Source organism: Aeromonas sp. FDAARGOS 1414 (assembly GCF_019047065.1).
GTDB lineage: Bacteria > Pseudomonadota > Gammaproteobacteria > Enterobacterales > Aeromonadaceae > Aeromonas > Aeromonas veronii_A.
Genome location: NZ_CP077210.1, coordinates 2,833,414 through 2,845,739 on the forward strand (window position 1 = coordinate 2,833,414; position 12,326 = coordinate 2,845,739).

General features: G+C 60.9%; 13 protein-coding genes. 1 reads left to right on the top strand and 12 read right to left on the bottom strand.

Features of this window, described 5'->3' with window-relative positions; all coding sequences use genetic code 11:
• From I6L44_RS12585 to putP, 8 genes are all read right to left on the bottom strand, one after another.
• A complete protein-coding gene (locus I6L44_RS12585; RefSeq protein ID WP_005354505.1) occupies positions 1 to 582 on the bottom strand; it encodes a YqaA family protein in 582 nt (193 codons plus the stop codon).
• On the bottom strand, positions 579 to 1,196 hold the full coding sequence (locus tag I6L44_RS12590) for a protein-L-isoaspartate(D-aspartate) O-methyltransferase (protein ID WP_005335507.1): 618 nt from the start codon (positions 1,194 to 1,196) through the stop codon (positions 579 to 581). The genes I6L44_RS12585 and I6L44_RS12590 overlap by 4 nt, the downstream gene beginning before the upstream one ends.
• Before the next feature lie 7 nt (positions 1,197 to 1,203).
• Positions 1,204 to 1,965: a 5'/3'-nucleotidase SurE gene (gene surE / locus I6L44_RS12595; protein ID WP_005335515.1), complete on the bottom strand. Its 762-nt coding sequence runs from the start codon at positions 1,963 to 1,965 to the stop codon at positions 1,204 to 1,206.
• Positions 1,946 to 3,004, bottom strand: coding sequence for a tRNA pseudouridine(13) synthase TruD (gene truD, locus I6L44_RS12600; RefSeq protein ID WP_005354508.1), 1,059 nt, complete (start codon positions 3,002 to 3,004; stop codon positions 1,946 to 1,948). The genes surE and truD overlap by 20 nt, the downstream gene beginning before the upstream one ends.
• Positions 3,004 to 3,480: a 2-C-methyl-D-erythritol 2,4-cyclodiphosphate synthase gene (gene ispF, locus I6L44_RS12605; protein ID WP_005335518.1), complete on the bottom strand. Its 477-nt coding sequence runs from the start codon at positions 3,478 to 3,480 to the stop codon at positions 3,004 to 3,006. The genes truD and ispF overlap by 1 nt, the downstream gene beginning before the upstream one ends.
• A gap of 146 nt (positions 3,481 to 3,626) precedes the next feature.
• Positions 3,627 to 4,319 (bottom strand): 2-C-methyl-D-erythritol 4-phosphate cytidylyltransferase, encoded by a 693-nt coding sequence (gene ispD, locus I6L44_RS12610; RefSeq protein ID WP_216952004.1) that lies wholly within the window; start codon positions 4,317 to 4,319, stop codon positions 3,627 to 3,629.
• Complete coding sequence (ftsB, locus tag I6L44_RS12615; RefSeq protein WP_005335520.1) at positions 4,312 to 4,629, bottom strand: cell division protein FtsB; 318 nt, start codon at positions 4,627 to 4,629, stop codon at positions 4,312 to 4,314. Before ftsB ends, ispD begins: the two co-directional genes overlap by 8 nt.
• 208 nt (positions 4,630 to 4,837) lie before the next feature.
• Positions 4,838 to 6,355 carry a sodium/proline symporter PutP gene (gene putP / locus I6L44_RS12620; protein ID WP_216952005.1) on the bottom strand — a complete coding sequence of 506 codons (1,518 nt, stop codon included), beginning with the start codon at positions 6,353 to 6,355 and terminating at the stop codon, positions 4,838 to 4,840.
• A gap of 326 nt (positions 6,356 to 6,681) precedes the next feature.
• Here putP and I6L44_RS12625 point away from each other — a divergent pair, with 326 nt between their 5' ends.
• Positions 6,682 to 7,575, top strand: a complete 894-nt coding sequence (locus I6L44_RS12625) for a DUF535 family protein (RefSeq protein WP_216952006.1) — start codon at positions 6,682 to 6,684, stop codon at positions 7,573 to 7,575.
• Between the two features lie 69 nt (positions 7,576 to 7,644).
• Here the strand turns inward: I6L44_RS12625 and I6L44_RS12630 are convergent, their stop codons facing one another.
• From I6L44_RS12630 to I6L44_RS12645, 4 genes are all read right to left on the bottom strand, one after another.
• Positions 7,645 to 8,571, bottom strand: coding sequence for a L,D-transpeptidase family protein (locus tag I6L44_RS12630; RefSeq protein ID WP_005354531.1), 927 nt, complete (start codon positions 8,569 to 8,571; stop codon positions 7,645 to 7,647).
• A 187-nt stretch (positions 8,572 to 8,758) separates the two neighbouring features.
• Positions 8,759 to 10,000, bottom strand: a complete 1,242-nt coding sequence (locus I6L44_RS12635; RefSeq protein ID WP_005335524.1) for a mechanosensitive ion channel family protein — start codon at positions 9,998 to 10,000, stop codon at positions 8,759 to 8,761.
• Positions 10,001 to 10,143: 143 nt separating this feature from the next.
• The gene (locus I6L44_RS12640) at positions 10,144 to 11,343 is read right to left on the bottom strand and encodes an acetate kinase (RefSeq protein WP_005354534.1); all 1,200 of its coding nucleotides are present in this window, start codon (positions 11,341 to 11,343) and stop codon (positions 10,144 to 10,146) included.
• A 221-nt stretch (positions 11,344 to 11,564) separates the two neighbouring features.
• On the bottom strand, positions 11,565 to 12,035 hold the full coding sequence (locus I6L44_RS12645; RefSeq protein WP_124928596.1) for a YhcH/YjgK/YiaL family protein: 471 nt from the start codon (positions 12,033 to 12,035) through the stop codon (positions 11,565 to 11,567).
• Positions 12,036 to 12,326 lie beyond the last annotated feature (291 nt).

Genomic DNA, 12,326 nt, shown 5'->3' on the forward strand with positions numbered 1-12,326 from the left:
TTAACGACTAAACCAGAAATAGGCCACCACGGCCAGACCAATACAGAGCCAACCGAGCACATCTACGTAGTGCATCAGTTTGCGTTCCATCTTCTCGCCACCCCAACGCATCAGGCCCGCCACCAGGAAAAAGCGCATGCCACGACCGATGAGGGAGGTGATGATGAAGGGCAGCAGAGCCATTTGCAACAACCCTGCCGTCACGGTAAACACCTTGTAGGGGATAGGGGTGAAGCTGGCAATGAAAATGACCCAGATCCCCCACTGCTCAAACCAGTTGCGAGCAATCTCGATCTTGTCCTGATAGCCCACAGACTCCACCAGTGGCAGTACGACCGGATCCCACAGCGCATAGCCAAGGGCATAGCCAAACAGGGCCCCCAGCACAGAGAAGACAGTAGCCAGCGTGGCGTAGTGCCACGCCTTGTGGGGCTTGGCGAGCGCCATCGGTGCCAGCATCACGTCCACCGGGATCGGCCAGAATACCGACTCGATGAAAGCGGTGATGGAGAGATACCAGGGGGCATGCTTGTGGCGGGCCCACTGCATCACCAGTACGTACAAACGGGAAAACAACTTCACTCAACATCTCCGTCAATCAGGGGAACAAAACGTACCGGCTCCAGAATACGGCTGGTCAGCTGGGATCCGGATCGTTCGATCAGCTGCAGGGTCTGCTGGCTGTCACCCACGGGCAACACCAGTCGACCCCCTTCGGCCAGCTGATCGGTCAGCGCCGTCGGGATCTCGCTCGCCGCGGCCGTCACCAGAATGGCGTCATAAGGCCCCTTGTTGGGCCACCCCAGCCAGCCGTTGCCGTGCTTGGCCGAGACATTGTGCAGATCGAGCTGGCGCAGTCGGCGTCTGGCCTGGAACTGCAGCGACTTGATCCGCTCCACGGTATACACATGCTCCACCAGATGGGCGAGGATCGCCGTCTGGTAGCCCGAGCCAGTGCCAATCTCCAGCACATGGGCCGGATTGTTTTGCATCAGCAACTCGGTCATTCGCGCCACCATATAGGGCTGCGAAATGGTCTGGCCGTGGCCAATGGGCAGGGCGGTGTTGTCCCACGCCTTGTGCGCCATGGCCTCGTCCACGAACAGCTGGCGCGGCACTTTCGCGATGGTCGCCAGCACGCGAAAATCGCGAATATCCTGCGCAATGAGCTGATTTAACAGGCGCTGTACTATCACACCACCCTCATCCCTGCAGATCTAACCAGGCCCCCAGACCGGCGAGACTGTCATAGGCAGTCATATCGATGGTCAGGGGGGTAATCGAGACATAGCCCTGCTCGATGGCAGCAAAATCGGTGCCTTCACCGGCATCCTGCTGGCTACCGGGGGGGCCGATCCAGTAGATGGGCTGGCCACGGGGATCCTCGGTGCAGATCACCGACTCCGCCCGGTGGCGATTGCCAAGGCGGGTGGTCTTGATCCCCTTGATCTGCTCGAGGGGCAAGTCCGGCACGTTGACGTTGAGGATCTGATCGGCAGGCAGGGGGTGCTTCATCAACCCTTTCACCAGCAGGGCCGCATAGTGGGCCGCAGTGGCGAAGTGGGTCTTGCCCACCAGCGAGATGGCGATGGAAGGGTAGCCAAGATGGCGCCCCTCGGTGGCCGCGGCGACCGTGCCCGAATAGATGACATCATCCCCCAGGTTGGCACCGTGGTTGATGCCGGCCACCACCATGTCGGGTTCAGGACGCACCAGCTCGTTGACCGCCAGATGCACGCAGTCGGTCGGCGTGCCCTTCACCGCATAGCTCTCGCACCCATTAAAGCCGTTTTCTGCAATACGGGTAACCCGCAGCGGTACTTCCAGCGTCAGGGAGTGACTCGCGCCGCTGCGGTTGCGATCCGGCGCCACCACAATGACCTCGCCGCAGGCGCGCAGCGCCTCGCTGAGGGCACGAATGCCCTCGGCATGCACACCATCATCATTACTGACCAGAATTCGCATCGGTCTGATTCCTGAAACCGTGATCGGCCTCTTCGGCCTGCATTAACTCGCGCACCACGCTGGTGGCAAACGCGCCCGCCGGCAGGAAGAAGGAGAGGGTCAGCGCCTCGCCGTCCAGCTGCCAGCTCATCTGCTCCGGCTTGAGCAGCAGCGGGCGGCGGTCCTGATCCAGCCCGGCTTTCTCCAGCCCATCACACCAATCGCTGTAAGGAGCCAGCACGCCCTGTTCGAACTCGGCAGCGGCGCCCTGACTGGCCAGGCGGCCACGGCCCCACTGGGGCGCGGTGAGTTGCACGTCGCCGGAGGCGAGACGCGCTTCCAGCTCGGGGGTCACGCTCTCTTCGCTGAAGATGGAGTGGCTGCCCTTGAGCATCACGCAATCACCGGCCAGCAGCTGATGGGCCAGCCCCTGTTCGATACGGGCGCTGACGATGGCGTTGAACAGCATGCTGCGGGCGGCAGAGAGGTAGAGGGAGCGCTTGTTGCGATCCTTGATCCGCTTGCCGGCAAACATCGCCTTGGCCGCTTCCAGATTGTTGCCATCGCGGCCAAAACGCTGCTCACCATAGTAATTGGGTACGCCCTGAGTGGCGATGGCCTGCAGGCGCGCCTCCAGCCCGTCGGCCTGTTCCAGACCGGTGAGACGCAGGGTGAAGTGGTTACCCTTGAGGTAGCCGACCCGCAATTTGCGGTTGTGACGCCTGGCTTGCAGGATCTGGATGCTGTCGCTCTCGATAACCGACAGGTCCGGTTCGGCCTTGCCCGGCAGATGAATGCCAAACCACTGCTCGGTCACCGCGTGACGATCCTTCAGGCCCGCCCAGGTCACCGCATTGCGGTTGACCCCGGCCGCGTCGGCCAGCAGACCCGCTACCCAGGCGGTGTTTTCGCCGGTTTTGCGCACCCGGACGAAGATATGCTCCCCTTCACCGCAAGGCTCAAACCCGAGATCTTCATTGACCACGAAGTCGGCGGCCTCGGCCTTGAGGATACCGCGGGCGGTGGGCGCCCCGTGCAGATAGGCAAGTTGTTCCAGCATTATTGTTTCACCAGTAGGACGACGGCTTCGGTGGCGATCCCTTCCTTGCGCCCCGTAAACCCAAGCTGTTCGGTGGTGGTCGCCTTGACGTTCACCCGGTTCAAATCACATTGCAGATCGGCGGCCAGCACGGCGCACATGGCGTCGATATGGGGCGCCATTTTGGGGGCCTGGGCGATGATGGTCACATCCAGATTGCCGATGGCATAACCCGCCTTCTGTACCCGGGCAAAGACATCCCGCAGCAGGATGCGACTGTCGATCCCCTTGAACTCGGCAGCGGTATCGGGGAAGTGGCGACCGATGTCACCGGCTCCGATGGCCCCCAGCAGGGCATCGCTTACCGCGTGCAGCACCACATCGCCGTCAGAGTGGGCAACCAGCCCCTGCTCGTAGGGAACCGGCACGCCACCCAGCATGCAGGGGCCAACACCACCAAATTTATGAACATCAAAACCATGACCAATGCGCATCATCAGCGGCAACCTCCCAACATGCTGAAACCAACCCCATCAATTTTGTGTACGTCCACACCATGTCCAATCCGGATCATGCTAACTCCTTGTTCGGGCCTGTTTGTTCGAGACACTCTGCTCTGAACGGTCTGTTCTGACTGAGGGGCTTATGCCTGCTGGCTTAAAAACAGCCCCGCCAGCGACAAGTCTTCCGGCCGGGTCACCTTGATATTGTCGGCGCGCCCCTCCACCATCCGCACCGTGAATCCGGCCCGCTCCATGGCGGAGGCCTCGTCGGTGATGGTGGCGCCCAGCAGCAGCCCCTCTTCCAGCGCCCGCTTCAGGGCACGGGTCGGGAACATCTGCGGCGTCAGGGCATGCCAGAGCTGCTCGCGCTCGACGGTGGCGATGATATTGCCCTCCCCATCGGAGCGTTTCATGGTATCGCGCACCCGACTGCCGAGAATGGCGCCGCCGCAGTTCATGGCCGTGGCAATCAGCGCATCGAGATCGCCGTGAGTCAGGCAGGGGCGGGCCGCATCGTGCACCAGCACCCACTCCCCTTGCGCCACATGGAGACCATTGAGGACGGAAAAGGCGCGCTCGGCGCCTCCCTCTACCCGCACAATGCGCGGGTCGGCCGCCACGGGCAGGGTCTCGAACCAGCGGTCATGGGGCGCCAGCGCCACGATCACCTGGGCGATGGCCGGGTGGGAGAGCAGCCGCTCCAGGGTATGTTCGAGAATGGTTTTACCCGCCAGTTGCAGGTACTGCTTGGGGCAATCGGCCCCCATTCGGCTGCCGATACCGGCGGCAGGGACGATCGCCGTCAGGCCGGATACCCGGCAGGCATCAGTCATCGTAGGGCTCATCGTCCGGCGCTGTCTCTTTGTCTTTCTCTTTGGGGATGATCCGGTAGAAGGTCTCCCCCTGCTTGATGTAACCCAGATCGTTGCGCGACAACTCCTCGATGGCCTCGAGGCCAGAGGTGAGATCATCTATCTCGCGGTAAATGAGGTCGTTACGATCCTTGAGAGTCTGGTTGTCCCGCTGTTGCTGCGAGATGGCCTCCGACAGGTTCTGATAATCGGATAGCCCGTTCTTCCCCAGCCAGAGGTCATATTGCAGTCCCCCCAGCAGGAGGATCAGGATCAGGGTGAATAGCCGCATGCACTAGGTCTCCTTCAGGCGGCCTAGTGTCCCATATTCGGTGCCAAGACAAAAGAAAGCGAGCCCCCGGCAAGCACAGCTCGAACAGAAAAAAGTGCCCAAGAGTGAATCAGATAGCACAAAGCCCCGCCAAACCGGTGCAAGGATGGCCAACCAGGGCGCACCTTGTCCGGGGGCGGGGCTCTCAATCAGAAAGTGACAAGAGGGATCAGTTCACCGCGACAGGCTCTCCCGCGCTCTCGGCCGGCGTGTTGTACTCCTCCTCGGCATCGCGGAAACGCTCCAGCATCGCTTTTGATGGCGCTTCGCCCAGCAGACTGCCCACCACGATGGCCAGCAGCGCGAACAAGAAGCCTGGAATAATTTCATACAGACCCAGCCAGCCGAACTGCTTCCAGACGATGACGGTGATGGCACCGACCAGCATGCCCGCCAGCGCGCCGTTGCGGGTCATTCGCGGCCACAGAACCGAGAGCAGCACAACGGGGCCGAAGGCGGCACCGAAACCGGCCCAGGCGTAGCTCACCAGCCCCAGCACCCGGTTTTCCGGATTCATGGCGACGGCGATGGCAATCACCGCGATCAGCAGCACCATCAGGCGACCCACCCACACCAGCTCACGCTGGGAGGCGTTCTTGCGCAGGAAGGGCTTGTAGAGATCCTCGGTGATGGCGCTGGAGCAGACCAGTAATTGACAACTTAGAGTGCTCATCACCGCCGCCAGGATGGCGGAGAGCAGCACCCCGGCGATCCAGGGGTTGAACAGGATTTTGGAGAGCTCGATAAAGACCCGCTCCGGGTTGCCGGTCACTCCAGCCGCCACTTCCGGGAAGCGGGCAAAGTAGGCCAGGCCGAAGAAGCCGATGGCCACCGCACCAGCGAGGCAGAACACCATCCAGGTCATGCTGATACGGCGGGCATTGGCCATGGAGTGGTGGGAATCCGCCGCCATGAAACGGGCCAGAATGTGGGGCTGACCGAAGTAACCAAGGCCCCAGGCCATCAGCGAGACAATGGCGATCACATCCAGATTCTTGAACATGTCGAGGTTGGTAGCGCTCTTGGCGGCCACCTCGATCATGGCGCTGTCCACCCCGCCGACGGCGATGATGACGAAGACCGGGGTCAGGATCAGGGCGAAGATCATCAGGGTCGCCTGCACCGTATCGGTCCAGCTCACCGCGAGGAAGCCGCCGAAGAAGGTGTAGGTAATGGTGGCGGCGGCACCGACCCAGAGGGCGGTGTTGTAATCCATGCCGAAGGTGCTCTCGAACAGACGGGCACCGGCCACCACGCCGGAGGCGCAATAGATGGTGAAGAAGAGCAGGATCACCAGCGCCGAGAGAATGCGCAGCACCTTGCTGTGATCTTCAAAGCGGTAGGTGAAGTAGTCCGGCAGGGTCAGGGCGTTGCGGTTCTTCTCGGTATGTACCCGCAGGCGACCCGCTACCCAGCGCCAGTTGAGGTAGGCGCCGATGACCAGACCGATGGCGATCCAGCTCTCGGAGATGCCGCTGACGAAGACGGCGCCGGGCAGCCCCATCAGCAGCCAGCCGCTCATGTCGGAGGCGCCGGCAGAGAGGGCGGTAACCCAGCTCCCCATCCGGCGACCGCCCAGAATGTAGTCATCAAAGTTGCGGGTGGCGCGATAGGCGACGAAGCCGATCAACACCATTCCGAGGATATACACTAGGAAGGTGATTAACATGGGTGGGCTAGCTGTCATGCAAAACTCCGTTTTGTGTCATTTTCTGCCCGCTCTGGTGACGGGCTCATCCCTAAAAAACCGGCCTAGCTTAATCAGCCGTTCGCGCCAGCTCAACCACTTTTAACAAACAAAAAACACAATAAAAACCTTTACGCATCAAATCATCTGCCACATCAAGAGGATGGTGCCAGATTTCCTGCCGTTGCCGTGATGGTCATCTCGCAGCGCCAGCCGCTACTGAGCGTTATGTTTTCACATTTTGTTACTATCCATTTTTTTACAAGCCAGCGCCCCGCTCCTACACTCCCCGCCCTGTCTCATCACACCAGCCAGAGGTCGGCACCATGTCATTTCATCTGTCACACCTGCGAACCCTCGCCCGCCGCCTTCATCCGGTGGAGGAGTCGGGTCATCTCATCCGACGGGCCAAGTATGTGGGGCGTCTCTGGCTCAATCCCGGCGCCCGCGCACTCTATCGCCAGCAGCAGGAGCAACCGCTGCTGGCGCAGGCGATCAGCCGCTTCCCCGATATTCTGGAAAAGCCGATCCACCCCTATCGCCACAAGGGGCTCCGCAAGCGCCTGCGAGCCGGGCTTATCAGCGGCCACTACCAGCAGCTGGCACGTCAGCTGCCCAAGGCGCAACAACTGGCAATCTACAGCGGGCGCGGCCTGCTGCTGGCCCAGTGGCAGAGCGACAAGCTGACGGCACCGCTGACCCTGCAACTGGATTACCAAACCCACATGGGCAAAGAGGGGGAGATGAGCCTGACCCTCAAGCTGGGTGACGCGGCGCTCTATTACATGGCCCTCAATCTGCGCCCCGCGCCGAACCCGACCCTCGAGATCTGCTCGCTGCAGGGCGGCAAGGGGCAGAGCGAGGAGATCAAGCAGGTCACCAAGGCGTGCGGCGGGCTGCGCCCCATGTCCCTGCTGGTCTATATGGCCGCCGAGCTGGCCCGGGGGCTGGCGTGCAAGAGCCTGCTCGGGATCCGCACCCAAAGCCACGTCTATCAGAGCAGCAAGCGCACCGCCGATCGGGTCAAGTTCGACCTCGACGGCTTGTGGCAGGAGCATCAGGGCAGCGTGCAGGATGAACTCTGGATGAGCCTGCCGCTGGAGGTGCCCCGCAAGACGCTGGAGGAGATCCCCTCCCGCAAGCGGGCCAGCTACAAGGCGCGCTACCAGCTGCTCGATCAGCTCGGCAGCGAGCTGCAGGCAAATCTGCTGCGAAGCTGAGTCAACGCAGCAGAAACAAAAAGGGCGAACAGCTTGCTGTTCGCCCTTTGTCGTGACGGGGATTTGCCGTTAGCGGTTGATCGCCATCGGCATGCCGTTGCGCTGCTCCAGCGCCTGCTTCACCAGTTGGGAGTCGCTGTCGGCGTGGGCAATGAAGCGGGTCACCGCCGGGGTCATCGGCAGCGGTGCCGGCAGCTTGGAGTTGAACTCCTCTTCGCTGCGCGACAGCGGCTGATGCACTTCCAGATAGCGGACACCGTTGGGCTCGAGAGAGGCCTTGATCGGCTGGTTGACGAACTGGACGCGAGTACCGACCGGTACCTGCTTGAACAGATAGGCGATGTCATCGTTGCGCAGGCGCACACAGCCGTGGCTCACCCGCAGGCCGATGCCGAAGTTGGCGTTGGTACCGTGAATGGCGTACATCTTGCCGATGTAGAGGGCGAACAGACCCATGGGGTTGTCCGGACCGGCCGGCCATACCGCAGGCAGGCTCTCGCCACGGGCGGCGTATTCGGCATGCATCTTGGCGGTCGGGGTCCAGGTCGGGCCCGCTTTCTTGCGCTGCACGCTGGTCACCCAGTTTTCCGGAGTATCGGTGCCGAGCTGGCCGATGCCGATGGGCAGCACTTCCACCACTTTTTTACCCTTGGGGTAGTAGTAGAGGCGCATCTCGGCCACGTTCAGCACGATCCCTTCACGGGGTGCATCCGGCAGGATCAGTTGCTGGGGGATCACCAGCTTCTCGCCGGTCTGTACCAGCAGGGGATCCGCATCGGGGTTGGCTTCGGTCATGTTGGTGAGCCCCAGCTGGAATTTGGCCGCAATGGCCTCCAGCGGCTGGCCGTTCTCTTCGGCCGGAACCACGTATTCCAGATTTTCCCCTACCAAACGGCTGTTGGCCGCAGGCAGAGCATATTCAACAGCGAAAACCGGCGCAGCGGTCAGCAGCAGGCTGTAGCAGAGTGTTGCCACACTATTGCGAAGGAGCTTCATAACTTTCCCATGATGATGACTTGAAGTGACGTCTCTGGGCTGGCAGCTGATCAAGAGGGGATCAGGGGCGCGAAGAGAAGGCCGCCATTTTTCTCCTCTGCACGGCAAATTTCAACTGACAAGTGGCGACGGGTCGATGATTAATATGCGGTTTTTTCCGCGTCCCCGACCCGCCCCATTTCCCTGTTTATCCCCGTTGCCAGGCACGCATGTCGTAACCTGTGGGAGATTGATGCAACCGCAGATGAAATTGCTCAATGATGGCGAAGATATGGTCGAAAATATCGGCCTGGATCCCTTCGTAATCGGCCCATGCCGTTGTCGCGGTAAAGCAGTAAATTTCCAGCGGCAGACCGTCTGACGTGGGTGCCAGCTGGCGCACCATCAGGGTCATGTCCTTGCGAATGCCGGGGTGGGCACGCAGGTAGGCATCCAGATAGGCGCGCAGGGTGCCGAGGTTGGTGAGGTGACGACCGTTGATGGGGCAGCTCAGGGCATCGCTCAGCTGCTGGTTGTAGGCACTCAGCTCCTGCTCCTTGCGGCTGAGATAGGGTGCCAGCAGTTGGGCCTGCTTGAGCTGCAACTGCTCCTCGGCCGTCAGAAAGCGCACACTGGTCATGTCGATATTGACGCTGCGCTTGATGCGGCGGCCGCCCGACTCGGTCATCCCCTGCCAGTTCTTGAAAGAGTCGGAGATCAGGGCATAGGTAGGAATGGTGGTAATGGTCTTGTCCCAGTTCGACACTTTGACCGTGGTAAGCCCGATGTCGGTCACCTCGCCATCGGCGCCGTACTTGTCCATCTGCAGCCAGTCACCGACGCTCAGCATCCGGTTGGCGGAGAGCTGGATCCCCGCCACCAGCCCGAGGATAGGGTCCTTGAATACCAGCATCAGCACTGCGGTCATGGCACCCAGACCGCTGAACAGGAACAGCGGCGACTTGCCGAGCAGCAGGGCGATCATCAGGATGCCCACCAGAATGCTGCCTACCAACTTGGCCCCCTGGAAGATGCCGCGCAGGGGCAAATCCCGGCCAAGGCGGGTGTAACGGCTCACCGACAACAGGCAGTCGAGCAGGGCGAAGAAGGCCAGCAGCAGGAACAGCAAAATCCAGAGCTGGGCCACCATCTCGATAAGCTTGAGGCTATCCGATTGGCGGGGTAGCCAGATCTCCGCCTGACCGAGCAGCACGGCCCCCTGCAGCACAAAGGCGAGCCGGTTGAAGAGGCGCTGTTGCAGCTGGGGCGGCAGCCACACCTGCTTGGCCTTGCCGAGGATCCCCACCAGCCGGACCAGCAGTACCCGGTGCAGCGCCATGTGCAGCAGCAACGAGGTGATGACTATAAAGCCCAGTGCGATCACCAGCGCCATCAGGCTGGTCACCTCCACCCCAAGGCCCGACAACCAGTTAAAAAACGCCTCTTTCATTGCTCTCTCCCGAACCGGGCAGCCCGCTGGCTGCAAAAACAGTGGTGGTCAGGGTACCGCTCCCCTCCCCCATGTCAAATCGGCGTACGCCAGAAATGACAACGCCCGGCACAGGCCGGGCGTTGTTTCAAAGCGAGGCTGACTTAGCAGACCAGGCTCAGGGCATCGCGAGCGATGACCAGCTCTTCGTTGGTTGGGATCACCATGGCGCAACGGCTGTCGGCGGTGGTGATGCGACCTTCGCCACCCAGTACCGCGGCGTTGTTGGCCTCTTTGTCCACCTTGAAGCCGAACAGAGCCAGGCGGTTCAGCACCATCTCGCGCACCATGGCGGCGTTCTCACCGATACCGCCGGTGAAGACCACGGCGTCCAGACGACCGTCCATCGCAGCGGCGTAGGCACCGACATACTTGGCCACACGGTAGGTGAAGACATCCAGCGCGCGCTTGGCACCGGCGTCGGTGGCGTAGTTGGTGGTGACGTAGCGGCAATCGCTGCTCGCTTCGGTCATCCCCAACAGACCGGACTCACGGGTCAGGGTGTGGTTGATCTGCTCAACGCTGTAACCGAGCTGGTCGTGCATGAAGAAGACCACGGCCGGATCGATATCACCGGAGCGGGTACCCATCGCCAGACCTTCCAGAGGAGTCAGACCCATGGAGGTGTCAACGGATTCGCCGTTCTTGATGGCGCAGACAGAGGCACCGTTACCCAGGTGGCAGTTGATGATGTTCAGTTCATTCAACGGCTTGCCCAGCTCTTTTGCGGCTTCTTCCGCGATGTAGCGGTGAGAAGTACCGTGGGCACCGTAACGACGGATGCCGTGTTCGCGGTAGAGCTTGTGCGGCAGCGCATAGAGGTAGGCCTCTTGCGGCAGGGTCTGGTGGAAGGCGGTGTCGAAGACGGCCACGTTCTTCTCGGACAGCTGCGGGAACACTTTCAGCGCGGCGCGAATACCGATGAGGTGTGCCGGGTTGTGCAGCGGGGCGAACGGAATGGCGGCTTCGATACCGGCGATCACGCCGTCATCGATACGCACGGAGCGGGAGAACTGCTCGCCACCGTGTACGATTCGGTGACCGATGGCCACCAGTTGCTCGGCAAGAGTCGGATCCTGCGGCAGGATGTGACCCACGATATGGTCTAGGGCCTCCTGGTGAGCGGCACCCGCTCCCAGCATGGCTTCGCCCTTGACCCCGTGGAGTTTCCATTTGATACGTGCATCATCCAGATTGAAGCATTCGGCCAGGCCGGACAGCATGTCCTCACCTGTTTCGGCGTCCATTACGGCAAATTTCAGGGAAGAGCTACCGCAGTTAAGGATCAATACCAACTTGCTCATTTTCTACATCTTCCTGTGCTTCGGCTTTATGCCGACAGTGTCGTGTCATCCAAAAGAGGATGGGATTCCCCTGCCGGGGGCTTATGGTCGCAGGAGGGTGCGTCCAATTTTTCAATTCTTGCTCTTGAAAGAGTCATCGCAACTTGTGGTGCGTATCACTGGTTTCAATGCTTGCGAGTCTCAACGCATCAGCTGCGCAGGGCTCGCCTCAATGGGAATGCTCAGGCGATAGCCAGCAGATCCTTGTGTACCTTGACCACCAGCTTCTTCACCTTGGCGGGCTGGTTGAAGGTACAGAGCGGGCGGTGCAGCTCGCCCGGCCAGAAGATGGCGAAATCGCCCGGTTGCAGCGCCAGATAGCTGGTCTGCTCGTCATCGACAAACCAGAGGTCAGGATGGGGATGGTCGGCGCCGTCGCTCACGTAGTCGTGGGGGCCCACACCTATCCACTCTTCACCGCGCAGCAGCAACTGGATATCGAGATACTGCTGATGGAATTCGCCACGGCGATCCGCGGCTGGCTCGGTCAGATCCTCACTCACCAGACAGAACAGGTTCAGGCCATCAATCTCGGTCTTGCCGAGCGGAGCGTCACCCCAGTGAGCCACGCTCTTCACCACCTCGGCCATGATATGGGCCAGCGGGGCGGGCAGCGGCGTCCGCTGCAGGGTGTTCAGGCTACCGGTGATCATGGCGTCTGTTTCCTGTTAGGTATATCTGGGCGGCATCTTTGCCAGCCAATGAAAAAGGACCTGTGACAGGTCCTTCAATAATGCCGTCTGCAATCCGTGCAAACCGGTTTAGAGCTTTTGCTCATGTTCAGCTATATGGGCACTGTTACACACTCGTCAGCACCTTGCCAAGAGACATAATCCCATTTTCATAGTGATCGTACCAGCTGAAACCATATTATTCACCACCCTTTCCCCCTCGACTTTGACCAGACGCAAAAACGGGCGCATCAGCGCCCGTTTTTTTCGCAA

What these genes read in the sequence shown, in the direction of transcription:
- I6L44_RS12640 (WP_005354534.1), bottom strand. Translation starts at nt 11,343, where the DNA reads ATGAGCAAGTTGGTATTGATCCTTAACTGCGGTAGCTCTTCCCTGAAA.
- putP (WP_216952005.1), bottom strand. Translation starts at nt 6,355, where the DNA reads ATGACAGCTAGCCCACCCATGTTAATCACCTTCCTAGTGTATATCCTC.
- I6L44_RS12635 (WP_005335524.1), bottom strand. Translation starts at nt 10,000, where the DNA reads ATGAAAGAGGCGTTTTTTAACTGGTTGTCGGGCCTTGGGGTGGAGGTG.
- ispF (WP_005335518.1), bottom strand. Translation starts at nt 3,480, where the DNA reads ATGATGCGCATTGGTCATGGTTTTGATGTTCATAAATTTGGTGGTGTT.
- I6L44_RS12645 (WP_124928596.1), bottom strand. Translation starts at nt 12,035, where the DNA reads ATGATCACCGGTAGCCTGAACACCCTGCAGCGGACGCCGCTGCCCGCC.
- ispD (WP_216952004.1), bottom strand. Translation starts at nt 4,319, where the DNA reads ATGACTGATGCCTGCCGGGTATCCGGCCTGACGGCGATCGTCCCTGCC.
- I6L44_RS12625 (WP_216952006.1), top strand. Translation starts at nt 6,682, where the DNA reads ATGTCATTTCATCTGTCACACCTGCGAACCCTCGCCCGCCGCCTTCAT.
- truD (WP_005354508.1), bottom strand. Translation starts at nt 3,004, where the DNA reads ATGCTGGAACAACTTGCCTATCTGCACGGGGCGCCCACCGCCCGCGGT.
- I6L44_RS12630 (WP_005354531.1), bottom strand. Translation starts at nt 8,571, where the DNA reads ATGAAGCTCCTTCGCAATAGTGTGGCAACACTCTGCTACAGCCTGCTG.
- surE (WP_005335515.1), bottom strand. Translation starts at nt 1,965, where the DNA reads ATGCGAATTCTGGTCAGTAATGATGATGGTGTGCATGCCGAGGGCATT.
- ftsB (WP_005335520.1), bottom strand. Translation starts at nt 4,629, where the DNA reads ATGCGGCTATTCACCCTGATCCTGATCCTCCTGCTGGGGGGACTGCAA.